This window comes from Burkholderia sp. Bp9099, from assembly GCF_003857805.1.
In the GTDB taxonomy this organism is placed as follows: domain Bacteria; phylum Pseudomonadota; class Gammaproteobacteria; order Burkholderiales; family Burkholderiaceae; genus Burkholderia.
This window is the reverse complement of record NZ_QTPU01000008.1, coordinates 238,077-262,658: the sequence shown is the minus strand read 5'-3', so window position 1 is coordinate 262,658 and position 24,582 is coordinate 238,077. Positions and strand designations below refer to the sequence as shown.

At 69.1% G+C, this 24,582-nt stretch carries 21 protein-coding genes; 13 read left to right on the top strand and 8 right to left on the bottom strand.

Going from position 1 to position 24,582, the window contains the following annotated elements:
* Nucleotides 1-94: 94 nt before the first annotated feature.
* A complete protein-coding gene (locus tag DIE17_RS11660; RefSeq protein WP_034205507.1) occupies nucleotides 95-1,027 on the top strand; it encodes a family 2A encapsulin nanocompartment shell protein in 933 nt (310 codons plus the stop codon).
* Nucleotides 1,002-3,014, top strand: coding sequence for a family 2A encapsulin nanocompartment cargo protein cysteine desulfurase (locus DIE17_RS11655; RefSeq protein ID WP_124667099.1), 2,013 nt, complete (start codon nucleotides 1,002-1,004; stop codon nucleotides 3,012-3,014). Before DIE17_RS11660 ends, DIE17_RS11655 begins: the two co-directional genes overlap by 26 nt.
* 93 nt (nucleotides 3,015-3,107) lie before the next feature.
* On the opposite strand, the gene DIE17_RS11650 is transcribed toward DIE17_RS11655, so the two are convergent.
* A complete protein-coding gene (locus DIE17_RS11650) occupies nucleotides 3,108-3,722 on the bottom strand; it encodes a LysE family translocator (protein WP_044847315.1) in 615 nt (204 codons plus the stop codon).
* A gap of 259 nt (nucleotides 3,723-3,981) precedes the next feature.
* On the opposite strand from DIE17_RS11650, the gene DIE17_RS11645 reads away from it, so the two are divergent.
* Nucleotides 3,982-5,133: a porin gene (locus DIE17_RS11645; protein WP_124920848.1), complete on the top strand. Its 1,152-nt coding sequence runs from the start codon at nucleotides 3,982-3,984 to the stop codon at nucleotides 5,131-5,133.
* A 107-nt stretch (nucleotides 5,134-5,240) separates the two neighbouring features.
* Here DIE17_RS11645 and groL read toward each other — a convergent pair whose 3' ends face one another.
* The 3 genes from groL to DIE17_RS11630 form a co-directional block, all read right to left on the bottom strand.
* A complete protein-coding gene (gene groL, locus DIE17_RS11640) occupies nucleotides 5,241-6,881 on the bottom strand; it encodes a chaperonin GroEL (RefSeq protein ID WP_044847313.1) in 1,641 nt (546 codons plus the stop codon).
* A gap of 12 nt (nucleotides 6,882-6,893) precedes the next feature.
* Nucleotides 6,894-7,184 carry a co-chaperone GroES gene (locus DIE17_RS11635; RefSeq protein ID WP_011356207.1) on the bottom strand — a complete coding sequence of 97 codons (291 nt, stop codon included), beginning with the start codon at nucleotides 7,182-7,184 and terminating at the stop codon, nucleotides 6,894-6,896.
* A gap of 210 nt (nucleotides 7,185-7,394) precedes the next feature.
* Nucleotides 7,395-8,678: an alpha/beta fold hydrolase gene (locus DIE17_RS11630; RefSeq protein ID WP_124920847.1), complete on the bottom strand. Its 1,284-nt coding sequence runs from the start codon at nucleotides 8,676-8,678 to the stop codon at nucleotides 7,395-7,397.
* Between the two features lie 402 nt (nucleotides 8,679-9,080).
* Here DIE17_RS11630 and DIE17_RS11625 point away from each other — a divergent pair, with 402 nt between their 5' ends.
* Together DIE17_RS11625 and DIE17_RS11620 are read left to right on the top strand one after the other, a co-directional pair.
* Nucleotides 9,081-9,761, top strand: a complete 681-nt coding sequence (locus DIE17_RS11625) for a class II aldolase/adducin family protein (protein ID WP_124487735.1) — start codon at nucleotides 9,081-9,083, stop codon at nucleotides 9,759-9,761.
* A gap of 120 nt (nucleotides 9,762-9,881) precedes the next feature.
* Nucleotides 9,882-11,018, top strand: a complete 1,137-nt coding sequence (locus DIE17_RS11620) for a sigma-54-dependent Fis family transcriptional regulator (protein WP_124920846.1) — start codon at nucleotides 9,882-9,884, stop codon at nucleotides 11,016-11,018.
* On the opposite strand, the gene DIE17_RS11615 is transcribed toward DIE17_RS11620, so the two are convergent.
* Genes DIE17_RS11615 through DIE17_RS11600 form a run of 4 tightly spaced genes read right to left on the bottom strand, consistent with a single transcriptional unit; the run spans nucleotide 11,009 to nucleotide 14,849 of the window.
* Nucleotides 11,009-11,797, bottom strand: a complete 789-nt coding sequence (locus DIE17_RS11615) for an ABC transporter permease (protein ID WP_124520405.1) — start codon at nucleotides 11,795-11,797, stop codon at nucleotides 11,009-11,011. The two genes, DIE17_RS11620 and DIE17_RS11615, sit on opposite strands and share 10 nt — an antisense overlap.
* A 22-nt stretch (nucleotides 11,798-11,819) precedes the next feature.
* Entirely contained in the window at nucleotides 11,820-12,635 is an 816-nt protein-coding gene (locus DIE17_RS11610; protein WP_124920845.1) for an ABC transporter permease, read from the bottom strand.
* Nucleotides 12,635-13,741, bottom strand: coding sequence for a PhnD/SsuA/transferrin family substrate-binding protein (locus DIE17_RS11605; protein WP_124920844.1), 1,107 nt, complete (start codon nucleotides 13,739-13,741; stop codon nucleotides 12,635-12,637). The genes DIE17_RS11610 and DIE17_RS11605 overlap by 1 nt, the downstream gene beginning before the upstream one ends.
* Before the next feature lie 31 nt (nucleotides 13,742-13,772).
* Nucleotides 13,773-14,849 carry an ABC transporter substrate-binding protein gene (locus DIE17_RS11600; protein ID WP_044847306.1) on the bottom strand — a complete coding sequence of 359 codons (1,077 nt, stop codon included), beginning with the start codon at nucleotides 14,847-14,849 and terminating at the stop codon, nucleotides 13,773-13,775.
* Between the two features lie 440 nt (nucleotides 14,850-15,289).
* Here DIE17_RS11600 and DIE17_RS11595 point away from each other — a divergent pair, with 440 nt between their 5' ends.
* The 8 genes from DIE17_RS11595 to DIE17_RS11555 all read left to right on the top strand — a co-directional run bounded on the left by DIE17_RS11595 (nucleotide 15,290) and on the right by DIE17_RS11555 (nucleotide 24,390).
* Entirely contained in the window at nucleotides 15,290-16,459 is a 1,170-nt protein-coding gene (locus DIE17_RS11595) for an LLM class flavin-dependent oxidoreductase (RefSeq protein ID WP_124920843.1), read from the top strand.
* A gap of 44 nt (nucleotides 16,460-16,503) precedes the next feature.
* Nucleotides 16,504-17,550 carry an ABC transporter substrate-binding protein gene (locus DIE17_RS11590; RefSeq protein ID WP_044847304.1) on the top strand — a complete coding sequence of 349 codons (1,047 nt, stop codon included), beginning with the start codon at nucleotides 16,504-16,506 and terminating at the stop codon, nucleotides 17,548-17,550.
* A 33-nt stretch (nucleotides 17,551-17,583) separates the two neighbouring features.
* A complete protein-coding gene (locus DIE17_RS11585; RefSeq protein WP_124920842.1) occupies nucleotides 17,584-18,387 on the top strand; it encodes an energy transducer TonB in 804 nt (267 codons plus the stop codon).
* 41 nt (nucleotides 18,388-18,428) lie between these two features.
* Complete coding sequence (locus tag DIE17_RS11580) at nucleotides 18,429-19,145, top strand: MotA/TolQ/ExbB proton channel family protein (RefSeq protein WP_124487727.1); 717 nt, start codon at nucleotides 18,429-18,431, stop codon at nucleotides 19,143-19,145.
* On the top strand, nucleotides 19,145-19,555 hold the full coding sequence (locus DIE17_RS11575; protein WP_124487726.1) for a biopolymer transporter ExbD: 411 nt from the start codon (nucleotides 19,145-19,147) through the stop codon (nucleotides 19,553-19,555). The genes DIE17_RS11580 and DIE17_RS11575 overlap by 1 nt, the downstream gene beginning before the upstream one ends.
* Before the next feature lie 34 nt (nucleotides 19,556-19,589).
* On the top strand, nucleotides 19,590-20,666 hold the full coding sequence (locus DIE17_RS11570) for an ABC transporter substrate-binding protein (RefSeq protein WP_124920841.1): 1,077 nt from the start codon (nucleotides 19,590-19,592) through the stop codon (nucleotides 20,664-20,666).
* Between the two features lie 2 nt (nucleotides 20,667-20,668).
* Entirely contained in the window at nucleotides 20,669-21,880 is a 1,212-nt protein-coding gene (locus DIE17_RS11565; RefSeq protein WP_260439220.1) for an MFS transporter, read from the top strand.
* Between the two features lie 194 nt (nucleotides 21,881-22,074).
* Nucleotides 22,075-24,390 (top strand): TonB-dependent receptor, encoded by a 2,316-nt coding sequence (locus tag DIE17_RS11555; protein WP_124920839.1) that lies wholly within the window; start codon nucleotides 22,075-22,077, stop codon nucleotides 24,388-24,390.
* The last annotated feature ends 192 nt before the right edge of the window (nucleotides 24,391-24,582 follow it).

Below are 24,582 nucleotides of genomic sequence, written 5' to 3'. Positions count from 1 at the left end.
GCTATAGCATGTTGAGCCGGCAGGTGCGTGCTTCCGATAATCACCCAGCGTCATAAGCAATCCCGTTTTTCATCTTAAGAACCCGGAGCCACACATGTCGACCGTTGCAAGCGGCACGGCCGCGCTGAGCGATCACGCCGCCCGCCAACTAGCGAACGCTACCAAGACCGTCCCGCAGCTTTCCACGATTACGCCGCGCTGGCTGACCCATCTGCTGCAGTGGGTGCCGGTCGAGGCCGGCATCTACCGCCTGAACCAGGTGAAGAACCCGGAAGCCGTGCGCGCCGCGTGCACGCAGCTCGAGGACGAAAGCGTGCTGCCGCAGACCTTCGTGCCGTACGAGGAACAGCCGCGCGAGTATTTCCTGAACGCGGTGAGCACGGTGCTCGACGTGCATACGCGGATCTCCGATCTCTACAGCAGTCCCCATGACCAGATCAAGGAACAGCTGCGCCTGACGATCGAGACGATCAAGGAGCTGCAGGAAAGCCAGCTGATCAACAACCCGGACTACGGGCTGCTCGCGAACGTGACCGACGAACAGCGGATTTTCCCGCTGACGGGCGCGCCGACGCCGGACGACCTCGACGAACTGCTGACCAAGGTATGGAAGGAACCGGCGTTCTTCCTCACGCACCCGCTCGCGATTGCCGCGTTCGGCCGCGAATGCACGCGGCGCGGCGTGCCGCCGCCGACGGTCAGCCTGTTCGGCTCGCAGTTCCTCACGTGGCGCGGCATTCCGCTGATCCCGTCGGACAAGGTGCCGGTCGCGGACGGCAAGACCAAGATCCTGCTGCTGCGCGTCGGCGACAAGCGCCAGGGCGTGGTCGGCCTCTATCAGCCGGGCGTCGCGGGCGAGCAGGGGCCGGGCCTGTCGGTGCGCTTCATGGGGATCAACAACCAGGCGATCGCGTCGTACCTGATCTCGCTGTACTGCTCGCTCGCGGTCCATTCGCCGGATGCGCTGGCTGTCCTCGATGACGTCGAAATCGCCAAGTACCATGACTATCCCGACACCTACCGTTAATCCCGGCTCGGCCGGCAGCGACGCGCTCGCGTTGCCGCACGCGCCGCTGCCGGCCGGCCTGCCCGATCCGGCGGCGCTCGCGCGGCTCGCGTCCGAGTTCTTCGCGACGCCGCCCGGGCAGGCCACCGCGCCCGGGCTGTCGGCGGGCAGCGGAGCGGTCGGCGGCGTGCCGTCGGCGCTGCCGGCTGCCGCGCCGATCCTCGCGTCGGTGAGCAATCCGGCGCCGGGCGGCTCGCCGCTCGCGGGGCCGGGCGGCACGGGCACCGGCGTGCCGGGCCTCGCGCTGCCGCAAGGCAAGGCGCCCGGCACGAACCTCGCGCCGTCCGCGCCGACGCACGTGCTGTCGCTCGGCAATCGCGTGCCCGCGCTCGCGCCGCACGCGGCCGCGCAGAACGGGCTGCCCGACAACGCGGTGTCGATCGCGCCCGCATTCGAGCCGCGCGTCGGCGGCGCGGCGCTCGGCGTGCCGCAGGCGCAGGCGGCGGTGTCGGAGGGCGCGGTGCAGGCCGCGCCGGCCGCGTCGCCGTTTTACTTCACCGACGGCTCGCGGCAGGGCTGGCAGGCGACGCCGCAGGACATCGTCGTGCCGTCGAACGGCCTCGCGTCGCCGGAAGCGTTCGGGCTGCCGGGGGACGATGCGCTGCGCGAACTGCTCGCCGTGCAGCGCGACGTGCCGGTGTCGCGCGCATCGGGCGGCGAGGTGCCGCGTTACTTCATCGACGATACGCGCGCGGCCGAGCCGCAAGGTCAGTTGTATCGCGGCGCACACCCGCCGTTCGATGTGAACGCGATCCGCCGCGACTTCCCGATCCTGCAGGAGCGCGTGAACGGCAAGCAGCTCGTCTGGTTCGACAACGCGGCGACGACGCACAAGCCGCAGGCCGTGATCGACCGACTCGCGTATTTCTATGCGCACGAGAACTCGAACATTCACCGCGCGGCACATGCATTGGCCGGCCGTGCGACGGATGCGTACGAGCATGCGCGGGAAACGGTGCAGCGCTTCATCGGAGCGTCGTCGCCGGACGAGATCGTGTTCGTGCGCGGTACGACCGAGGCGATCAACCTGATCGCGAAGTCGTGGGGCGTGCAGAACGTCGGCGAAGGCGACGAGATCATCGTGTCGAACCTCGAGCATCACGCGAACATCGTGCCGTGGCAGCAGCTTGCCGCGCTCAAGGGCGCGAAGCTGCGCGTGATTCCGGTCGACGATTCGGGGCAGGTGCTGCTCGACGAATACCGGAAGCTGCTCAACGACCGCACGAAGATCGTGTCCGTCACGCAGGTGTCGAATGCGCTCGGCACGGTCGTGCCGGTGAAGGAGATCGTCGATCTCGCGCATCGCGCGGGCGCGAAGGCGCTGGTCGACGGCGCGCAGTCGATCTCGCACATGCGCGTCGACGTGCAGGCGCTCGATGCGGATTTCTTCGTGTTCTCCGGGCACAAGATCTACGGGCCGACCGGGATCGGCGTCGTGTACGGCAAGCGCGCGATCCTCGACGACATGCCGCCCTGGCAGGGCGGCGGCAACATGATCGCGGACGTGACGTTCGAGCGCACGGTGTTCCAGCCGCCGCCGAACCGCTTCGAGGCCGGCACCGGCAACATCGCGGATGCGGTGGGGCTCGGCGCGGCGCTCGACTACGTGAGCCGCGTCGGCATCGAGAACATCGCGCGTTACGAGCACGACCTGCTCGCGTATGCGACGAGCGTGCTCGCGCCGGTGCCGGGCGTGCGGCTCGTCGGCACCGCGCGCGACAAGGCGAGCGTGCTGTCGTTCGTGCTGAAGGGCTATGAGACCGAGGAAGTCGGGCAGGCGCTGAACGAAGAGGGCATCGCGGTGCGCTCGGGGCATCACTGCGCGCAGCCGATCCTGCGGCGCTTCGGGCTCGAGGCGACGGTGCGGCCGTCGCTGGCGTTCTACAACACGTGCGATGAGGTCGATGCGCTCGTGAGCGTCGTGAGAAGGCTGGCGGCAAGGCGCTGAGGCGCGCGGCATGCGGAAAGGCCGCTTGCGACTCCCGGCAACGGGGCGTCGCAAGCGGCCTTTTTTCGTGGCGATGCGGCAGCGCGACGGCGCTCAGCGCCCGGCCAGCATGCGCCCGCCGAGCCCCATCAGCAGCAGCCCGGCCGTCGTGTCGAGCACGGCCTTGCGCCGGATCAGCAGCCGGCGCACCGACGGATGCGATGCGAGCAGCGCCATCGCGCAGTACCACGCGCCCGAAATCCCGATCGACAGCACGACGACCGTGAGATCGAGCCACACCGGCGTATGCGCCGGCACCATCAACGCGAAGATGCTGCCGTAGAACGCGACGGATTTCGGGTTCGTCATGCTGACCACGTAGCCCTTCTTCGCGGCCTGCCAGCCGGAGGACGCGGGCGGCGCGGACACGGCGAGCGGCTTGCGTGCGCTCAGCACCATCTTCAGGCCGAGCCAGATCAGGTACGTGGCGCCTGCCAGTCGCAGCGCGGTGTGCACCCAGGCGACGTGGGTCACGAGCAGGCCGAGGCCGGCAATCGCGATCGCGGCCCAGGTGCCCGATGCGGCGGCGAGGCCGAGCCCGGTCATCACGCCGGCGCGGCGCTGCGCGAGCGCGGTGGACGTGACGATCACGAAGTTCGGGCCGGGGCTGGCCACGCTGAGCAGCAGGACGCCGGCGAGCGGCAGCAGGGTGTTGATGGTGGTCGACATGGCGCGGGCGGCGAAGCGGCGGAAGGAGCGTTCATCTTACCCCGGCGTGCCGTCGATGGCGCCGCGCGGTCGTTTCGGCACCGGCCGGCTGGCGTGCGCCGCACGCCGCCGCCATTGTTGAGCGCGTTGGAAAGGTGCAATCCGGAATCGGCAATAGGTGTCGCGAATATGACCGATTATTCTCCCGAGCGCAGTACCGTCCGCCAGCCGCAAATGCTGTCGGACTGCTTACAAAATCAATCGCTCAGGGAGGCCTTTCATGAACCGCATCGTCGTATCCGGTGGTGTCGGCGCGGTGTTCGCCGTAGCAGCGGCATCACCCGCCTTTGCGCAGAGTTCCGTCACGTTGTATGGCCTCGTCGATACGGCGATCCGCTATCAGACGAACGCCGGCCCCGACGGCCGGGACCTGGTCGGCATGACGGTCGGCCCGGAAACGCACAGCCGCTGGGGCTTGCGCGGCAGCGAGGATCTCGGCGGGGGCCTCGCGGCGATCTTCCGTCTCGAGAACGGCTTCGAGCTCGGCGACGGCAGGCTGCACGTCGCGAACACGCTGTTCAGCCGGCAGGCGTACGTCGGCCTGGCGAGCGACCGGTACGGCTCGCTGACCTTCGGCAACCAGTACGCGCCGCTGTACGACACGATGGGCGACGTGTTCGACCCGATGACCGTCGGCGACTACTGGCAGGACAGCTGGGCGTACAACGGCATCGGCAACTACCTGACGGTGCCGAACTCGGTGAAGTACAAGTTCTCGACCAACGGCTTCAGCGTCGATGCGATCTACGGGTTCGGCAATCATACCGGTGCGATGGGTCTCGACAGCACGTACGGTGTCGAGCTGACCTACGCGCAAGGGCCCGCGTCGATCAACGCCGGCTTCCAGCAGACCTCGGTGTCGTCCGTGAACGGCAGTGCGGTCAACGGCGCGAAGGTGAACTTCCTGCACGTCAGCGGTGCGTACCAGGTCACGCCGTCCGTGCGCCTGCTGGCCGGCTGGCTGCACGGGCAGGACAAGACGGGTACGACCGACTTCAACATGCAGCAGGCCGGCGCGCCCACGCTCGGTGGCGGCAGCCCGAATCGTATCGACGATACGTTCTACGTCGGCGCGAACTGGCAGGCTACCGCGCCGCTGCTGATCACGGTGGCCGGCTATTACGGCCACGCGCGCAATGCGGAGCGGCTCGACGGCACGCTCGGCTCCGGGATCAACTACTCGGCGACCGTGCTGGCCGAATATGCGCTGTCGAAGCACACCGAGGTATACGGCACGGTCGATTTCGCGCGCGGCAACGGCGCGTTCGCGGCCGACTATCCGGGCGCCACCAACCGGCTCACCGGCAAGGTCGACCAGATCGGCAGGACCAACAACGTCGGGGCCGCGATCGGCCTGCGCCAGATGTTCTGACGACGGCGCGCGCGGCGTTCGCGCATGAAAAAACGCGTGGCGACCGGTGCCGCCACGCGTCGTGGATCGAAACGCGGTTGCCCGGTTCGGGCAGCCGCGCATGGCGGTCAGAAATCGAACCCGGGCCCGCCCGCACCCGGTCCGCCCGGCACCGCGGCCGGCGCTGCATCTTTCGGCGCTTCGAACACGGTCGCGTCGGTCGTCAGCAGCAGCCCCGCGACCGATGCCGCGTTCTGCAGCGCCGTGCGCGTGACCTTGGTCGGATCGAGCACGCCCGACTCGACGAGGTCGCCGTACTCGCCCGTCTGCGCGTTGTAGCCGAAGTTGCCCGTGCCTTCCGCGACCTTCGCGACGACCACGCTCGCTTCCTCGCCAGCGTTCGTGACGATCTGGCGCAGCGGTTCCTCGAGCGCGCGCAGCACGATCTTGACGCCCGCGTCCTGGTCGGCGTTCGCGCCCTTGAGTGCGCGGATCGCCTGCCGCACGCGGATCAGCGCGACGCCGCCGCCCGGCACGATGCCTTCCTCGACGGCCGCGCGCGTCGCGTGCAGCGCGTCGTCGACGCGGTCCTTTTTCTCCTTCACTTCGATCTCGGTCGCGCCGCCGACCTTGATCACCGCGACGCCGCCCGCGAGCTTGGCCACGCGTTCCTGCAGCTTTTCACGATCGTAGTCGGAGGTCGCTTCCTCGATCTGCACGCGGATCTGCTTCACGCGGGCCTCGATGTTCTTCGCGTCGCCCGCGCCGTCGATCACGGTCGTGTTTTCCTTGCCGACCTCGATGCGCTTGGCCTGGCCGAGTTCGGCGAGCGTCGCCTTCTCGAGCGTGAGGCCCGTTTCCTCGGCGACGACCTGGCCGCCGGTCAGGATCGCGATGTCTTCCAGCAGCGCCTTGCGGCGATCGCCGAAGCCCGGCGCCTTGACCGCGACCGTCTTCAGGATGCCGCGGATGTTGTTCACGACCAGCGTCGCGAGCGCTTCGCCTTCGACGTCTTCCGCGATGATCAGCAGCGGCCGGCCCGACTTCGCGACCTGCTCCAGCACCGGCAGCAGGTCGCGGATGTTCGAGATCTTCTTGTCGTGCAGCAGGATGTACGGGTTCTCGATCTCGGCGATCTGCTTGTCGGCGTTGTTGATGAAGTACGGCGACAGGTAGCCGCGGTCGAACTGCAGCCCTTCGACGACGTCGAGCTCGTCGGCGAGCGACTTGCCGTCCTCGACGGTGATCACGCCTTCCTTGCCGACGCGATCGATCGCCTCGGCGATGCGCTGGCCGATCGATTCCTCGCCGTTCGCGGAGATCGTCGCGACCTGCGCGATTTCCTTGCTGGTGGTGGTCGGCTTGCTGATCTTCTTCAGCTCGTCGACGGCCGCTGCCACCGCCTTGTCGATGCCGCGCTTCAGGTCGAGCGGGTTGAGCCCGGCCGCGACGTATTTCTGGCCTTCACGCACGATCGCCTGCGCGAGCACGGTGGCCGTCGTCGTGCCGTCGCCGGCGGCGTCGCTGGTGCGCGACGCGACTTCCTTCACGAGTTGCGCGCCGATGTTCTGCAGCTTGTCCGCGAGTTCGATTTCCTTCGCGACCGACACGCCGTCCTTGGTGACGACGGGCGCGCCGAAGCTGCGTTCGAGCACGACGTTGCGGCCCTTCGGCCCGAGCGTGACCTTCACCGCGTTCGCGAGAATGTTGACGCCTTCGGTCAGCTTCGCACGTGCGACGTCGCTGAAAATGATTTCCTTCGCTGCCATGATTGCACTCCGTTATTGATTGACGACCGCGACGATGTCTTCCTCGCGCAGCACGAGGAATTCATTGCCGTCCACCTTGACCGCCTGGCCCGCGTACTTGCCGAACAGCACGCGTTCGCCGACCTGCAGGTCGGGCACGATGCGCTGGCCGTCAGCGTCCTTGCGGCCGGGGCCGACGGCGATCACTTCGCCCTGGTCGGGCTTTTCCGCGGCGCTGTCGGGGATCACGATGCCCGAGGCGGTGGTGGTTTCCTGGTCGAGTCGCTTCACGATGACCCGGTCGTGCAAGGGGCGTAGGCTCATCTGTCCGTCCTGTTCTGTTGTGTCGAAATTGGCTGGCACTCTTTAGCAGAGAGTGCTGACGAGTATAAAAACGCGTGGCGGCGCGATCCAATAACGGATTCCGAAATGCATTTGCGTGCAGGCGCTATGGACGCGCTTGCCGCGACGATGCAGCCCATGCGTCGATTCCGGGAAAGCATTCGCGCCGTCATGCAAAGCACGTGCTGCCGGCTATTGCGCGTCGGCCTGCTGCGCGGCCGGCGTGCAAACCGGGTGGATCGTCGCGCCGGCGAGCACGCGCTTCACGAACGGAATCGAGTCGGCAAGCGATGCGTTGACGGTGCCGTTGTGTTCGCGGCCCGCATACAGGTGCGCCTCGACCGTCGTGCCCGCCGCGCACGCATCCTTCGCAAGCGCGAGCTCGAGCGGTGCGAGCCCGTCGTCCGCGCCCGCGCCGATGAACACGGGCGTGGCGATCTTCAGCGTCGGATATTTCAGGTATTCGTCCCACCACGTCTTCAGACGCGCATCGCCGCCCGGCTTCACGGCGTTCGCGTGGGTGAGGTGCGCGAGCGCCGCATCGTCCTCGAGCGACGCGAGGCAACCGATGCGCGCCTGTTCGAGGATCGGCAGCGCGGTGTCGGTCAGCACTTCGTCCGCGCGCAGCGACGGGTCGATCTGCTGCGCGGACAGCACCGAGTAGAACTGGTACGCGAGTGTAGGATCGACGCGCTCGGGATCGCGCCGGTATGCGGTTTCGAACTTCGGGAGCGACGCGAGCGTGGCGCGCGACGCGTTGTAGATCGTCCCGGTCGCGACGGTCGCGCGGATCGCGAGCTCCGGTGCATAGACGGGTGCGTAGCCGGCCGCCGCGAATACGGCCGAGCCGCCCTGCGACTGGCCGACGAGCACGACTTCGTTCGCGAGGCCCGGCACGCCGCCCAGCACCGCGCGCACGCTGTCGAGCAGCGTGTAGCTGTTCGAGCGGTTGTTGAGCTGCGGATTCGGGCCGGGTGTGCCGAGCCCCTGATAGTCGGTCGCGACGACCGCGAATCCTTGTTGAAGCCATGCGTTCAGGTAGCGCACGTCGCGATACGAGCGGCCGAACCACGACGGCGCGCAGATGTCGGCCATCCCGAATGTGCCGTGTGCCCACGCGACGATCGGCCAGCCGCCGGCCGGCGGCGTACCACGCGGCACGAACAGCGCGCCCGATACGGCGATCGGCGCGCGGCCGCCGACGCCGTCGGTCGACGCATACAGGACGCGCAGTTGCCGTCCGGCGCTCGCGAGCCCGAGCGTCGCGGGCAGTGCTTCGGTGCGCAGCAGCACGCCGGGCGTCGCCGGAACGTCGCGGTCCCACGTGTAGAACGCGGATACGCGACCGTCGCCCTGCAACGGATCGGGCGCGGGAACGCGGCCGGGCGAAGCCGCATGCGAAACGAGGGACGGCACGGCGAGCGCCGAAACCAGCAGCGTGCGCGCAGCGAAGCCGCGCAGGGGGAGGAGCGTCATGGTCGGATGGAGGTCGGTGAGATCGGATCGGACACGCCGGGCAGTGCCCGGCGCGGGCCGACCACGACGCAAGTTTTGAACCAGCGCGGGCGCAGCGGGGAGCCGCACGCGCGGCGTGCGGCACGACGGGGAAACGCCCGCGCGCGGCGTGCGGCGCGCGCAGGCGCCGGCTGCGTCTCGCGCAGCAATCCGGGCTCGCCGGTTGTTGCTCCCGCAACAGATGCCGACACACGTATCGCGCCGCGCGGTTCGTCCACGGCGCGCACATGGCACGCCCGCGCGGTGGCGCACGCATGCGACGCTCGCGTGCCCGGCTGGCACGATTGCTGCTGATCCGGTTGCCGTGCGTCGCGGCGTTGCGACGCGAGCCCATCCGTCCACCCGATCAAGGAAACCGTACTCATGTCCGTCACCCAAGCCATCGACAGCGGCGAACTCGTGGCATTCGTCGAGCGCGCCACGCGCGAATTCGCGCAGGCCGCGCGCGTGCTGAAGGAAACGCGCACGCTGTCCGCCACCAACACGTTCCAGGCGTTTCAACGCGTGCCGGGCACGGAACTCGTCGTCGCGCTGTCGGCGCCGAGCCCGTGGGCCGCGTCTCAGGAGATCCAGCCGGTCGTCGTGACGCTCGACGGCGACGTGCTGCACGGCGATGCGCGCGCTGGCGCCAACGGGCCGCGTTATGCGGGCGTATTCCGCGAGGTAGCGGAAGTCGACGTCGTGATTCACGTGCACGGCCCGTACCTCGGCGCGTGGGCGAGCGCGCATCGTCCGCTGCCGATCCGCTATGCGCCGGCCGCGCGCTACACGAGGGCCCGCGAGATTCCGGTCTACGTCGATCGCCGTCCCGGCGAACCGCGCTTCATCGTCGACACGATCCGGCGCGACCCCGAAGTCCCGGCGATCATCGAGGCGAACGGCGGCGCGACGTTCTGGGGCAAGTCGATTCTCGACGTGTCGAAGTACATCCTGATCCTCGAGGAAGCCGCGTATTTCCAGGCGCTCGCGGAACCGCTCGGCGGCTCGCTCGAATTCGGCCCGGGCGCGCTCGAGCAGCAATGGAAGATGACCGGCCTCGCGTGACGCCGCGCCGCGGGCGGCGCAATCCGGCCGCCGTCATACCGATAGCTCGATGAATTGGTTCCTGGCCGGCGCGCGCCTTGCTATCGTCGAACCTCTCCCGTTCAACACGCCGGTCGTGCCATGGCCATCTTCAGCTTGCCGGACCCGACTTCGCATGCGATCACGATCCGTGCGAAGGCACTGACGTTCGACGATCCCAAATCGCGGGTGCTGCTCGAACGCATCCAGCTCGTCGCGCCGAGCGATGCGACGGTGCTCGTCACCGGCGAGAGCGGCACCGGCAAGGAGCTGATCGCGCGCCTCGTGCACGCGTTGAGCGAGCGCCGCGACGGCCCGTTCGTCGCGGTCAACTGCGGTGCGTTCTCGGAGACGCTGATCGAGAGCGAGCTGTTCGGCCACGAGCGCGGCGCGTTTACCGGCGCGATCAACAGCCAGCCAGGCTGGTTCGAATCCGCGAATCGCGGCACGCTGTTTCTCGATGAAGTGGGCGACCTGCCGCTGTCCGCGCAGGTCAAGCTGCTTCGCGTGCTGCAGGAGCGCGAGGTGACGCCGGTCGGCTCGCGCAAGACCGTGAAGATCGACGTGCGGCTCGTCGCGGCCACCAACGTGAATCTCGAAGCCGCGGTGCGCGCGGGCAATTTCCGCGAGGACCTGTACTACCGGCTCAACGTCGTGAAGCTGAGCCTGCTGCCGCTACGCGAGCGGCCCGGCGACATCGCGCCGCTGATCGAACACTTCATCGACACCTATGCGAAGCGGCTGCGTGTGACCGCGCCGACGCTGACGGACGCCGCGCGCGCACGGCTGCACACGCACGCGTGGCCCGGCAACATCCGCGAACTCGAGAACGTGATCCATCATGCGGTGCTGATCTGCGCGGGCGGCGCGATCGACGTCGGCGACCTGCAGTTCTCGGCGCTGTCGCTCGCGCCCGACATGGCCGATTCACCGGGCGCGGCCGCCGCACCGCCGCGCCGTGCGCGCGACGTCGCCGAAGCGACCGACGCGCTGCGTCACGCGGTGATCGAGCTGCTGGATCTCGGCACGCCGGCGCTGTGGCAGCACATCGAGGACACCGTCTACCGCAGCGTGTTCGACTACAGCGAGCACAACCAGCTGCGCATGTCGCGCCTGCTCGATCAATCGCGCAACATCGTGCGCGCACGGCTCGCGCAGCTCGGCATCCTGAAGCCGCGCGATGCGGGTGGAGCGGGCGACGCGGGCGACGCCGACGCGCGGCTGCGCCGTCAGGCGTGATCGCGCCAGCGCAGCGCGCGCTGTGCGACCCGCTCGCATACCGCGCTCATCCCGACGGCCAGCGCCGTCACGCCCAGCACGCACACCAGTAGCACGTCGGCGCGCGCACCGGCCTGCGCGTTCTGCATCAGGCTGCCGACGCCGGCCCCCGTGTTGAACAGCAGCTCGCTGCTGGTCGCGGTGATCCACGCGAACGGCACGGCCTGCAGCACGCCCGCGAACAGGTCGGGCAATGCGCCCGGAATCAGCACGTCGCGCCACAAGCCGATCCGGCTCAGGCGATACGACCGCGCGAGTTCGACGTAGCGCGGATCGACGCGGCGCAGCCCGTCGAAGCTGGCGGTGGTCATCGGGTAGAACGCGGCGAGCGCGATGATGAACACCTTCGCGAATTCGCCGGTGCCGGCCCACAGGCTCAGCAGCGGAATCAGTCCGAGCAGCGGCACGTAGCGCAGTGCCTGGAAGGCCGGCTCGGCGAGCTTGCGCGCGAGCGGCGAACGCGCCATCGACGCACCGAACACGAGCCCGAACGCGACGCCGACTCCGAGCCCGAGCGTCGTGCGGCGCAGGCTCGCGCCGAGATCGGTCGCGAGTTCACCGCTGCGTGCGAGTTCGAGCAGCGCGGCGCCGACCTGCTGCAACGGCACGAACGCGTATTGATGAGCCGCGTCGCCGGACGACGCGTATTGCCATGCGGCAACCAGCAGGGCCGGCACGACGAAGCCGCGCGCGCGGCGGCGCAGCGGGGCGAACGAGAAAGCGCGGGTAGCGAAGGTCATGCCGAAGCGTATCCAGTCAGGGTCAGCGTGTGGGCGTCTGCCAGCGCAATGCGTAGCGCTGCACGAGCGCGATCGATCGGTCGAGCGCGAAGCCGATCAGCCCGATCGCCGCGACGTCGACGAGCACCACGTCGAGCCGCAGCATCTGCCGGGCAAGTTCCATCATCTGGCCGATCCCGCTGTCGGCGCTGAGCAGTTCGACCGCAACGAGCGCGAGCCACGCGCGCGCCAGCGCGATTCGCACGCCGGTCAGCAGCGGCGGCAGCGCGGCCGGCAGCAGCACGTCGCGCAGCAGCGCGAAGCGGCCGAGCCCGTAGTGGCGCGCCGTCTCGACGAGATCGCGCGGCGCGTCGTGCACGCCCGTGTATGCGGCCAGCGCAACCGGGAAGAACACGGCCTTGCCGACCACGACGAGCTTCAGCGGTTCATCGACGCCGATCAGCAGGATCAGCAGCGGAATCAGCGTGAGCGTCGGCACCTGCCGCAGCAGGTCGAACGTCGGCCGCAGATAGTCGGAGAACAGTCGGCTGCGCGCGAGCAGGATGCCGAACGCGGCGCCGCCCGTCGCGCCGATCGCGAAGCCGAGCGCGAGGCGATGCAGCGTGATCAGCAGGTTGTCGCGCAGCTCGCCTGTGTCGAGCAGCGTGCGCAGCGTCGCCGCGAGGCGCTCGGGCGGCACGACGAGCTGCGGCGGAAACCAGCGCTGCGCGCTCGCGAGCCACCACAGCGCGGCGAACGCGACGGGCGTGATCCACCACAGCGCGTGTTCGCCGAGCCGCGCGATGCCGGGCAGGCGGATGGCGCGCAAGCCGTTCGGCGCGAGGGCGCGCATCGGCATCAGCGGCTCGCGACGCGCGCGGCGTCGGCGCGCCAGTAGCCGTCGAGGCCGAGCTGCTTGAGCGCGGTCGACACGAAGGTCGGCGCGAGCAGCGCGTTCACGTCGACCGGCACGGAAGTCAGGCCGGCCTGGCGGCTGTATGCGATCACGTCGCGATAGTGGCCGGTCAGCGCCGGCGTGAAGAGCGGCGTCCATTGCTCCTTCCACGGCGTCGCTTCGTCCGCGTATTCGCGGCGGACGATGCTTTCCGGCTGGCCGGACGCGCTCAGGATCTTCACGTACGCGTCGCGGTTCTGCGGCTGCGAGATCCAGTGCGCGGCACGGACGTAGGCCGTCGCGACGAGCTGCGTGATGTCGGGGTAGCGCCGCACGAAATCGTCGGACGCCCACAGTTCCGCGCGCATCTTCCAGTCGTCGGGCGCGGTCTTGGTCGACCAGATGATCTTGCCGACCTGCTTGTCGACGAGCGAATACGCGTCGGACAGCGTGAACAGGCCGTCGACGCGGCCGGCCGCGACGGCCGCCGCGCCGGCCTGCGGATCGAGGTTGTAGATCTTGAAGTCGGACAGCTTCAGCCCGTTCTCGGCGAGCAGCTTGCCGAACGTGACTTCCCACGGCCGGCCGCGGTTGAGCGCGATGCGCTTGCCCTTGAGGTCGACGATCGATTTCGCGGTCGAGCCGGCCGGTACGACGAGATACGTGTTGCTGCCGCCGCCGCCGGGCACGATCAGGCGCGTGTGCGTGCCCGATGCGTTGACGACGACCGACGGCAAATCGCCGTAGCCGGCGAAATCGATGCTGCCGTTCGTGAATGCCTCGTTGACGAGCGTGCCGACCGCCGCGGTCGACACGGGCACCCATTGCAGCTTCACGTGCCGTGCTGCCAGCGCTTTTTCAAGCGACTTGTCGGTGTCGATCAGTGCGGAGGCGCCCGCGTATTGCGTCTTGCCGCCGCTCGAATACGCGACGACGGCGATGCGCACGACCTTGGGGGCGTCTTCCGCATGCGCGGCCGGTGCCGTGAGCGCCGCCGCGGCCAGCGGCAGCGCGGCGAGCAGCGCGCGTAGCGGGCGGCGCAGCGAAGCGAGGGAGAGCGTGTGTTTCATGATGGTCCAGGACAGTGAACGGTAAAGGGGCTCATGCGCGCTTCTGCAGCGACGGCCGCAGCACGTCGGCAAGCGGGCGCGGGTCGATCCAGTCGGCGACATCGAAGTCCGCTTCCAGAAAGCCGTGGGCATGCAGGAACGTCTTGAACTCGTCGAGCGCGGCGATCGATTCGTCGTCGAGATTGACGCCGAGATGGCGGTGCAGCTGGTTGCCGTACGCGGCGCGCACCCAGTCGATCGACGACGCGGTTTCGCCGGCCACGTAGTGCGCGGTTTCGTCGGGATGCGCGCTCGCCCACTCGCCGGCGGCGACCACGAGCTTCAGGAAGCCGGCGACGATGTCCGGATGGTTCGCGAGCACGTCCGCGTTGACGGTCAGCGGGCGCGGCGTGCCGTTGTTGTTGCGGATCGAGCGCTCCGGATGGAAGCCGATGTCGATCACGACGTGCGCGCCGATCAGTTGCGCGATCTCGAGGCCCGTCGAGCCTTTCACGTAGATCGCGTCGACTTCGCCGCGCAGCAGCGCACCGGCTTCGGCCGCATAGAGCGCGCGGCTCGAGAAGCCTTGCGGCGACGCGAACAGGTTCGCCGCGCGCGCCGGCCCGACGGCCTGCAGCGTGCGTGCGCGCACGTCGACGAGTTCGACGTCGCGCGTGGTCAATCCGTCGAGGCTCAGCGCATTGACGAAGCCGCGCAGCGCCGACGCGCGAAAGATGTCGATGCGATCGTCGGGGCGGCTCGGAATCGCGATCCGGCGCCCGCGCAACGCCTTCACGGAGCGGATGCCCGACTCGGGGCGCGCGAGGATCAGCTGCGATTCGTCGACCCACGACAACCCGATCACGCGCGTATTCGCGTCGTTCGAGCGCGCCCACATCGCGGGGATGCTGCCGCCCTGGCGAAACGACTGCGCGAGCGTGTGGTCGCTGATCGACGACACGTCGTGCCGCGTGGCGCCGCGCGGCGAGCGGATCGCGACGCCGTCGGCCGACGTCTCGCCGTTGAGCCAGCCGAGATGCACGGCGATGCCGAGCGGCGTCGGTACCGGCGATCGGGCGTACCAGAACGTCTGCTGCTTGTCCGATGACGAATCGGGCCTGTCTGTCATGTGTGAGATTCCCCTGTCTGGGTAAGCGTGGTCGAGGCGCGGTGTCGCACGCGCGGGCCGTTCCACATTGCAAGTTCCGGGCCAGTGAACGGAAACGGCCGTGCGGCAAGCGCAGCGGGCATCGCGCGCGATGCGTGGCGCGTCGGCCCGCGCATCGCCTGTTGCGTGAGCAACAGTCGCATCGAGTGCTGTTGCGCATGCAGCACCGGTGCGGCCGGTGCAGCAGCACCGCGCCGCCTCGTGTTCGCGATGCCGGCAACCTCGGGCGCGTTCCTGCCGTTTGCCGCCGACGCCCGGCCCGCAAGGCGTCGCGCGCGCTCGTCGGTCGCTTCGCAGGTCGGCGAGCGCGCGCGTTGGCACACCGCGTGCTTAACAGCGCTGCATACGCGCGGCACGCCGGTGCCGCACGCAATCCGAACGGGCCGACAAGGAGAATCCCGATGGCTGTTGAATTTCTGTGGCGCCTGCCGATGCACGGCGACGGCCGGCGCGCACACGACCTGCATACGCGCGGCGAGTGGAACCGCCAGCGCGCAGCGCGCGTTGCGCCGAAAGTCGACGACGACGATTTCGGCTACATCGACTACCTGTCGCAAGTCGCGCGTGCGGCCGATATCGCCGGCTTTCACGGCGCGCTGATTCCGATCTTCCGCTTTACCGAGGAGCCGTGGGTCGTCGCGGCCGCACTGGCGCGCGAGACGCGCCGGCTGCGACTGCTGATCGCGCTGCAGCCGCATTTCGTGCATCCCGTCTATGCGGCGCAGATGGCCGCGAGCCTGCAGCGGATCAGCCGCGGCCGCGTCGAGTGGAACGTCGTCACGGGCGGCGGCGGTCCCGACCAGCGCGCGTACGGCGACTTCATCGATCACGACAGCCGCTATGCGCGCACCGACGAATTTCTCGACGTCGTGAAGGGCGTCGCGGCCGGCGCGCCGTTCACGTTCGACGGCCGCTTCTATCGCGTCGAAGCCGGCGGGCTGCTGCCGCCGCTGAGCGGCCAGACACCGCCGCGGATCTATCTGGCCGGCGCGAGCGATGCCGCGCTCGCGGTCGCCGCGAAGCACGGCGACGTGCACCTGAGCTGGGGCGAGCCGCTCGCGAAGCAGAAGGAGGTGATCGATGCGGCGCGCCGCGCGCTCGACCGCCAGAACGCCGAGCGCGACCTGCGCTTCGGCATGCGCATCGACATCCTGGCGCGCGAGACCGAGGAGCAGGCGTGGGCCGAGCTGCGGCAGATGTTCGCGACCGTGAGTGCGTCGACGCACAACGGCTTCGGCGGGCGCGGCGAGTCGGAATCGGTCGGCGCGAAACGTCAGTTCGCGCTGCACCAGGGCAACACGCAGCACTTCGACGACCTGATCGTCGGCCCGAACCTGTGGGCCGGGATGTCGCAGATCCGCGGCGGCCCCGGTTGCGTGATCGTCGGCAGCCACGAGCAGGTAGCCGAGCGGCTGGCGGAATACGTCGACATCGGCGTCTCGACGTTCATCCTCGCGAGCAACCCGCATCTGGAAGAGGCGTACCGCGTGGGCGAGGAAGTGCTGCCGCTCATCGACGGCGCGCTGAACGCACGCGGCACGCAGGCGGCGCTGCGCGTGGCCGGCGCCTGAGCGCGGCGGTGGGCCTGCACATTCAAACGACAAGGACACTCACCATGACGACACTCGCTGCGCAGGCCACGGCTTGCGACGCACTCTGGTACACGCGCTGCCCGGTGCCGACCGCGCTCGGCATCGCCGTGCATCGCGGCTGGTTCGACGAGGAGTTCGGGCCGGACGGCATCGCGCTGCACTCGCTGCAGGAGACGGCCGACGCCGACAAGCGCGAATCGCATTTCGATCACAGCCTGCCGCACTCGTTCCGGCAGGGCGGCAACATTCCCGCGCTGTGGGCGCGGGCTCGCGGCGCCGATACGCGCGTGATCGGCCTGTCGTGGACCAACGAATTCCAGGCGATCGTCACGCTGCCCGAGCGCGGCATCCGCACCGCGCGCGATCTGCGCGGCCGGCGGCTCGGGTTGCCGCGCCATCCGATCAGCATCGACTTCTGGCGCGCGGCCGCGTTGAAGGGGTTCCTGAGCGCGCTCGAACTGGAAGGGCTCGGCCACGGCGACGCCGAATGGGTCGACCTGCCCGACACGCACGAGCGCCGCACCGGGCCCGCGTCGTTCACGCGCGGCCCGCACGAGTACGGGCTCGAGATCGCGGCACTCGTGCGCGGCGAGGTCGACGCGGTGTTCGTGAAAGGTGTCGAAGGGCTCGAAACCGTGCACCTGATCGACGCGCAGGTCGTCATCGATCTCGGCGCGCACCCCGATCCGCTGGTGCGGATCGGCAACGGAACGCCGCGCACGCTGACCGTCGATCGCGCATTGATCGATGCGCGCCCCGATCTCGTGAGCCGCTTCCTGTCGGTCGTGGTCGGTGCGGGCGACTGGGCCGCGCGCCATCCGGCGGAGACGGTCGCCTATATCGGCCGCGAAACGCGCGCGTCCGACGAGTGGGTGCGCTACGCGTACGGCGCGGACGTGCACCGGCATCTGGAAACGGGGCTCGCGCCGACGTCGATCGACGGACTGGTCGCGTTCAAGGATTTCCTCGTCGAGTGGGGCTTTCTCGAACGCGATTTCGATGCGCGCGCATGGATCGATCCGGCGCCGTTCACGCAGATCGACCGGCATCGCCATGCGTGGGTCGCGTAGCGCGCCGCGGCGCGTCATTGCAAGGAGTCGAACATGACAGGACTGGCGATCGAATACGGCGTGCCGCCGGCGCGCCGGCACGCGGCGCGCACGGCCGCCGCGGTTGCGGTGCCCGCGACACGGCTGCCGCCGGCGGTTCCGCCTGCGCGCAAGGACGTGCGGCCTGCGCAGCCGGGCGCTTGGCGCGGCGCGGGCGCGATTGCGCTCGCCGTCGCGGCGCTGCACGCGGGCATCGCGCTATTGGCGGCGCGTGCGCCCGCCGAGCCGCCCGTGCAACCGCCGAGGCCACTGCCGATGACGGTCGAGTTGACGCGGCCGCCCGAACCGTTGCCGCAGGCCGTACATCCGCCGCCGCCGGTCGTGCCGCCGAAGCCGTTGAACCAGGCGCCGACCCCGCCGAAGCCGCGTGCGGCCGTTGCGCATCAGGCGGCCGCTCCGGCTGTCGTGCCCGCGGTGGCGCGCGACGCATCGACTGCTGCACCGGCACAGGTCGCCGCAGCGCCTGCCATCCCGAACCCGGCGCCCGTCTCCGCCGCGCCGGCCGCACCCGTGCGCGAATCCGCGCCGATCGGCGACGCGGCATACCTGCGTAACCCGGCACCCGACTATCCGGCGTTCGCGCAGGACCAGGGCTGGGAAGGGCGCGTCGTGCTGCGCGTGCACGTGCTCGCGAACGGCACGCCAGATTCCGTCGAGGTCCGCACGAGCAGCGGCCGCCGCGTGCTCGACAACGCGGCGGTGGCCGCCGTGAAGCGCTGGACGTTCGTGCCCGCGAAGCGCGGCGACGAAGCGGTCGACGGCTGGGTCAACGTGCCGATCGATTTCAAGCTGGGCTGACCCGCCGGGCGGCTCGCCACATTTTTCAAGGAACTCACATCATGACCGGTATCCCGACCACCTTCATCGTCCAGGGCGCGCTCTGGCTGCTCGTCGTCTTCTCCGTCGTCACGTGGACGCTGATCGTCGTCAAGGCGATCCAGAGCCTGCGGTCGAGCGCGCGCAACCGGCGTTACGTCAGCGCATTCTGGGCCGCGAACAGCTTCCACGACGCGGCCGCGCTCGACGGAGCGAACAGCCCGGTCGGCGAACTCGCCGCGACGGGCTTCGACGCGCTGCGGCGTGCCGACGAGAGCAGCGCGCACGATCTGGAACACAGCTGGAGCCGCCACGACCTGCTCGAACGCCATCTGCGCCAGCAGATCCACAATGCGCGCCGACGCGAGGAAGCGGGGCTCGCGGTGCTCGCGTCGATCGGCAGCACCGCGCCGTTCGTCGGCCTGTTCGGCACCGTGTTCGGCATCATCCATGCGCTGACCGCGATCACGCACAGCGCGTCGGCGAGCATCGACGTCGTTGCCGGGCCGATCGGCGAGGCGCTCGTCGCGACCGGGATCGGCATCGCGGTCGCCGTGCCGGCCGTGCTCGCGTATAACTTCTTCGTGCGTCGCGTGAAGGCCGCGTCGGCCGACCTCGATGCGTTCGCGACCGACTTCGTCACGCTCGCGCAGAAGGCCGGCTTCCGCGTGCCGGCCGCCGCGCCTGGCGCCGCGCCGGCACGCCGTTCCGACGACACCCGCCAGGAGGCGTTCGCATAATGGCCTTCTCGTCTTCTTCCGACAACGACGACGTGCTCAGCGAAATCAACATCACGCCGCTCGTCGACGTGATGCTCGTGCTGCTCGTCGCCTTCATCGTCACCGCGCCGCTGCTCAACAACGCGGTACACGTGAATCTCCCGAATACCGTCGCTACCGCGCCGGCCGACCGCAAGCCGAACGTCACCGTGAGCGTCGACGCCAAGGGCATCGTGTATCTCGACAAGCGCGCGGTCGCGCTCGACACGGTGCCGGCCGAGCTGGCCGCGCTGAAGGCCGGCCGCCCCGACGTCGCGCTCGACCTGCAGGCCGACGAGCACGTGCCGTACGGCACCGTCGCGAAGCTGATGGCCGCGATCGAGCACGTGGGCATCACGCGGCTGTCGGTGCTCACCGCGCCGCGCGGCTGACGCGCCTTTCAAGACTTCCTTTGCGAACGCATCCATGAGCACCACGGCTTCACACAACGTCCAGTCGATCTGGTACACGCGCTGTCCGGTACCGACGCCGCTCGGCATTGCCGCGCATCTCGGCTGGCTCGACAGCGAATTCGCCGGCGACGGCATCACCGTACGCGCATTGCAGGAAAGCCAGCACGCGGCGCTGCATCACGCGCACGTCGATCATTCGCTCGACAACGCGTTCCGGCAGGGCGGCAGCATTCCCGCGCTCTGGGCGCGCGCGTCCGGCGCCGACACGCGTGTGGTCGCGCTGACCTGGGTCGACGAGGCCCAGGCGATCGTCGCGCTGCCGGAAGCCGGCCTGACGCGGCCGAAAGACCTGCGCGGGCGCCGCATCGGCCTGCCGCGCCGCGACGGCGAGCGCATCGACATCTTCCGCGCGGCGGCGCTGCGCGGCTTCGTCAGTGCGCTGTCGCTCGACGGGCTCGGCCCCGGCGACGTCGAATGGGTCGACGTACCGGCGTCGAACCTGCGCGCGCCGGTGTCGACCCCCGCGACCCGCGACGCGGCATTCAGCCATCCGGCGAGCCTGTCGAGCCGGCGGCTCTATGCAGCCGAAGCGGCCGCGCTGGTGCGCGGCGAGGTCGATGCGATCTACGTGAAAGGCTCGCTCGGGCTCGAAACCGCGCACCTGATCGGCGCGCAGCCGGTCGTCGACATCGGCTTTCATCCCGATCCGCAGATCCGCATCAACAACGGTTCGCCGCGGCCGCTGACCGTCAACGCAGCGACGCTCGAGCGCCATCCCGACATCGTCAGCCGCTTCCTCGCGCGCGTGACCGATGTCGAGGGCTGGGCGCGCGAGCACGAAGAGGAAGTGCTCGGCTATCTCGGCCGCGAGACGGGGTCGGGCCACGACTGGCTGCGGCTTGCGTATGGTACCGACGTCCACCGGCGGCTGCGCACGGATCTCGACGAAGCGTCGATCGCCGCGCTCGACGATTTCAAGCGTTTCCTGGTCGACTGGCGGTTCCTGCCCGGCGACTTCGACGTGCACGCGTGGATCGACCGGCGTGCGCTCGACGGCATCGCGGCATCGTTTTGCGACGCCGCGCGGTGAGCGTGCCGGCACGCGTCGCCGGCGCATGGCGGCGCGAGCGCTTCACCGGCGGCTTCATGCTGCTCGCGCTCGCGAGCGGCACGACGATCAGCATGGCGCAGCTCGCGACGACGTTGTATGCGCTGGCACTCGGCGTCGACAGCGCGCGGCTCGGCGTCATCGCCGCGATGGAGCCCCTCGGCATTGCACTGATGACCCTGCCTGCCGGGCTGCTCGTCGCGCGCTACGGCGCGCGGCGCGTGTACTTCGCCGCGAGCATGGGGCCGATGCTGCTCAATCTCGTCGTGCCGTTGACCGGCGCGTGGCCGCTGATCGCGCTCACGCAGGGGCTGATCGGGCTGTGCATCCCGTTCCGGATCGTGTCGATCAACGGCGTATTCCTTGCGCGTCTCGCGCAGATCGGCCTCGCGCGCGCGGGCTGGTATCGCGCGGCCATGTCGGTCGGAACCGGCATGGCGGGGCCGTGGCTCGCGAGCTGGCTGATCGGCGCGCACGGCGCGGTCGCGACGTTCTGCGCGGCGGCGGCGAGCTTCGCGGGCATGGCGTTGTTCAGCCGGATGCTGCTTGGCGACGCCGAGCCGCCGCCGCGCCGCGCACGGCATGAAACGGGCACGCTACGCGCGCTGCTCGCGCTCGCGTGGAGCCACGACGTGCGCGAGCAGCTCGTGCTGGAGGCCGTGAACAGCGCGACACGCTCGCTCGTCGGCACGTATACGGTGGTGCTCGCGATTCAGTCGCTCGGACTGTCGCAGACGCGCGCCGTCGCGCTGCTGACCTTGCAGGGTGCCGTTGCGGTGATCGCGTTGTTCGGGCTCGGCAATGTCGCCCAGCGGATGGCTGGGCGCCGTTGCCATGCGCTCGGTCTCGCAGGCGGCATCGCCGGGCTGCTCGCGCTCGGCCTCGCGCGCGACGCGTGGATCGTCGGCGCAGGGCTCGCCGCGCTGTGCGCCGGGTCATCGCTGCTGCATCTCGTCAACATGCAGCATCTGGGCCGCCACCCGGCCGACAAGAGCCAGGTGTCGAGCCTGTACAACCTCGCGTCGATGGCCGGCGCGTTCTGCGGCCCGCTGGCCGGCAGTGCGCTCGTGCCGGTCGTCGGATTGCAGGCCGTGTTTCTGTGCTGGCTGCCGGTGGTCGTGCTGGTGGCGTTCGCGCTGCGGTTCGCCGGGAGCCGTCGCGGTGCGGCGCAGCCGCTGCCTGCCAAGCTGTCCTGACGATCTTGGCTGCCGGTGTTGCGAGACCAGCAGTTTGCTTTCTTCCACAGATGCGTATGCAGCAACGCCGAAACCGTGCGCGTGCCGGCAGCCCCGTGCGACGGGCTTCTCGATGCTGGCATCCGAATTGCAATACAGAACCCGTGCGTCGCGCACGCACGTGCGTTCAACCGATCAAACAGGATGACTCATCGATGTTCAGGAAAAAACTAATCGTCACCGCGCTGGGGGGACTGCTGACGGGCGGCACCGTATCGTTGCCCGCATGGGCAGAGGATGGCGCGGCGACCGCGGGGGCGCCGGACGCGAAGCCGGCGCAACAGGCGTCGGACGACGCGACCGCGGCAGCGCCGAAGACCACCGGCGCGAATCGCGGGTCGACCGTACGCGAAGCGAATCTCGGCACGGTGACCGTGACCGCGCGCCGGCGCAAGGAGCGCATTCAGGACGTGCCGGTCGCGGTGAGTGCGCTGAGCGGCGACGCGATCAAGAACAACGAGTTGCGCGTGATCAACGACGTGACGAAGTACGTGCCGAACTTCAACGGACAATCGACCGAGGGCCGCGAACGGCCGCGCTGGTTCCTGCGCGGCGTCGGCAGCAACGATCCTTCGGACCTTTCGCTGAGCCCGATCGGCGTGTACTTCGACGACGTATACATCAACAGCGTGTTCGGGCAGGGCTTTCCGCTGTTCGACCTCGACCGCATCGAGGTGCTGCGCGGGCCGCAGGGCACGCTGTGGGGCAAGAATACCGTCGGCGGCGCGCTCAGCATCACGTCGCAGAAGCCGACCTTCGACGTGAGCGGCTACGGCAAGCTCGGCCTCGGCCAGTACAACAGCCGGCTCGCGGAAGCCGCGATCGGCGGTCCGATCGGCAAGAACGACGTGCTGGCCGCGCGCGTGTCGGTGTATCACGAGAATGCCGACAGTTTCTACACGAACACCGTGCAGCAAGGGCGCTTCGGCGGATTCCACGACAACGCCGTGCGCTTCCAGGTGCTGGCCGTGCCGACGTCCGACACCGATTTCCTGTTCAACATCCACGGCCGCAACTACACGGGCGGCGGCGATGCATGGCACGCGGAGGGCGCGGGTCGCGGCGGCGCGAACCAGTTCGGCTTCGTCGGGTCGACCGATCCGTACACGGTGTCGCTCAATGCGCCGTCGAGCGATCACATCTCGACTTGGGGTACGTCGCTCACCGCGCACTGGCGCATCAACCCGGCGGTGTCGCTGACGTCGATCACGGCATTCGAAGGGCTGCACCGCTGGTATCAGGACGACGAGGACTATTCGCCGTTCGATGCGGCACGCTCGCATGACCGCCTGTCGAGCCGCCAGTTCTCGCAGGAGTTCCGGCTCGAATCGCCGCAGAGCGAGCGGCTGAGCTGGCTGGTCGGCACGCACCTGTTTACCGAGCAACTGGCCGAGCAGGGCGCCGGCGGCGGCCTGCCGGGCGCGCCGTCGCCCGCGTTCTACCACCAGACCGACCTCACGCAGCACACGCAGAGCGCGGCGATCTTCGGCAGCGTCAAGTACCGTTTCACCGACCGTTTCAACGTGACGGGCGGGCTGCGTTACACGATCGAGCGCAAGACCATCAATCTGACGGGGCTGCAGGGCACGGGCAGCGTGACGTTCAGCGATCCGAACAGCTGGTGGTCGCCGTCGTCGGTGTCGTCGCCGCTCGCGGTCAGCGCGCAGCAGAACCAGACGAACACGTGGCGTGCGCCGACCTGGGATCTCACGCCGGAATATGCGCTCAGCAACAACGTGCGCGCGTATTTCCGCTATGCACGCGGTTTCCGCTCGGGCGGCTACAACGGCAACGCGTATACGCAGAGCACGGTGTCGACCGTGTCGCCGGAGTACCTGACCGACTACGAGGTCGGCATCAAGAGCGAGTGGTTCGACAAGCGGCTGATCGTCAACGCGAGCGTGTTCCACTACGACTATCGCGACATCCAGGTATTCGCGCTCGCGCCGAACCCGTTCGGCGGGCCGCCGGTGTCGACGTTGTCGAATGCGGGGCAGGGGCGCGCGGACGGCTTCGAGCTCGAGCTGAAGGCGCAGCCCGTCAACAGCCTGTACCTGTTCGCGAACCTCGGGATGCTGAACACGCGCTTCACGGAGTTCCGCTACGTGCCGACGGCCGTCGGCAACTCGTTCGCGCGTTCGCCGCATACGACGCTGAACGCGGGCTTCGACTATCGCGTGCCGGTGTCGTTCGGCACGTTGACGGCCGGGGGCGACGTGAACTACCGCAGCCGCGAATACTTCAGCGCGACGCGGCAGACGATGCCGCAGCTCTGGCAAGGCGGCTATACGGTGCTGAACGCGCATGTGTCGTACACGACGCCGAACCAGAAATACATCGTGACGGGCTACGTGACGAACCTGACGAACAAGGTTTACAAGAAGCTCGAGCTGCTGCCGTCGTATGGCGCGTATCCGGCGCTGTACGGCGATCCGCGCACGGTCGGGATCACGCTGACCGCGAAGATCTGACGCGCGGCGCATGCCGCGTCCGTTCGACGAACGGCGCAACGGTAACGTCGATCAGGTATCGGAACTTCGGACTGAACGGCAAGGGTGGGTTCATGCCTGCGTCGTTCGTCGGCGCGCGATACGTGTACACGACGGTGCGCGACGACGCGTCGACGCGTCGACGCGTCGACGCGACGACCGGCGTCGCGAAGC

Excerpts from the sequence above, each read along its gene's own strand:
- DIE17_RS11630 (WP_124920847.1), bottom strand. The coding sequence starts at position 8,678 with ATGACGCTCCTCCCCCTGCGCGGCTTCGCTGCGCGCACGCTGCTGGTT.
- DIE17_RS11635 (WP_011356207.1), bottom strand. The coding sequence starts at position 7,184 with ATGAGCCTACGCCCCTTGCACGACCGGGTCATCGTGAAGCGACTCGAC.
- DIE17_RS11555 (WP_124920839.1), top strand. The coding sequence starts at position 22,075 with ATGTTCAGGAAAAAACTAATCGTCACCGCGCTGGGGGGACTGCTGACG.
- DIE17_RS11610 (WP_124920845.1), bottom strand. The coding sequence starts at position 12,635 with ATGCCGATGCGCGCCCTCGCGCCGAACGGCTTGCGCGCCATCCGCCTG.
- DIE17_RS11645 (WP_124920848.1), top strand. The coding sequence starts at position 3,982 with ATGAACCGCATCGTCGTATCCGGTGGTGTCGGCGCGGTGTTCGCCGTA.
- groL (WP_044847313.1), bottom strand. The coding sequence starts at position 6,881 with ATGGCAGCGAAGGAAATCATTTTCAGCGACGTCGCACGTGCGAAGCTG.
- DIE17_RS11590 (WP_044847304.1), top strand. The coding sequence starts at position 16,504 with ATGACGACACTCGCTGCGCAGGCCACGGCTTGCGACGCACTCTGGTAC.
- DIE17_RS11615 (WP_124520405.1), bottom strand. The coding sequence starts at position 11,797 with ATGACCTTCGCTACCCGCGCTTTCTCGTTCGCCCCGCTGCGCCGCCGC.
- DIE17_RS11605 (WP_124920844.1), bottom strand. The coding sequence starts at position 13,741 with ATGAAACACACGCTCTCCCTCGCTTCGCTGCGCCGCCCGCTACGCGCG.
- DIE17_RS11620 (WP_124920846.1), top strand. The coding sequence starts at position 9,882 with ATGGCCATCTTCAGCTTGCCGGACCCGACTTCGCATGCGATCACGATC.
- DIE17_RS11595 (WP_124920843.1), top strand. The coding sequence starts at position 15,290 with ATGGCTGTTGAATTTCTGTGGCGCCTGCCGATGCACGGCGACGGCCGG.
- DIE17_RS11585 (WP_124920842.1), top strand. The coding sequence starts at position 17,584 with ATGACAGGACTGGCGATCGAATACGGCGTGCCGCCGGCGCGCCGGCAC.
- DIE17_RS11660 (WP_034205507.1), top strand. The coding sequence starts at position 95 with ATGTCGACCGTTGCAAGCGGCACGGCCGCGCTGAGCGATCACGCCGCC.
- DIE17_RS11655 (WP_124667099.1), top strand. The coding sequence starts at position 1,002 with ATGACTATCCCGACACCTACCGTTAATCCCGGCTCGGCCGGCAGCGAC.
- DIE17_RS11575 (WP_124487726.1), top strand. The coding sequence starts at position 19,145 with ATGGCCTTCTCGTCTTCTTCCGACAACGACGACGTGCTCAGCGAAATC.
- DIE17_RS11570 (WP_124920841.1), top strand. The coding sequence starts at position 19,590 with ATGAGCACCACGGCTTCACACAACGTCCAGTCGATCTGGTACACGCGC.
- DIE17_RS11625 (WP_124487735.1), top strand. The coding sequence starts at position 9,081 with ATGTCCGTCACCCAAGCCATCGACAGCGGCGAACTCGTGGCATTCGTC.
- DIE17_RS11600 (WP_044847306.1), bottom strand. The coding sequence starts at position 14,849 with ATGACAGACAGGCCCGATTCGTCATCGGACAAGCAGCAGACGTTCTGG.
- DIE17_RS11580 (WP_124487727.1), top strand. The coding sequence starts at position 18,429 with ATGACCGGTATCCCGACCACCTTCATCGTCCAGGGCGCGCTCTGGCTG.
- DIE17_RS11650 (WP_044847315.1), bottom strand. The coding sequence starts at position 3,722 with ATGTCGACCACCATCAACACCCTGCTGCCGCTCGCCGGCGTCCTGCTG.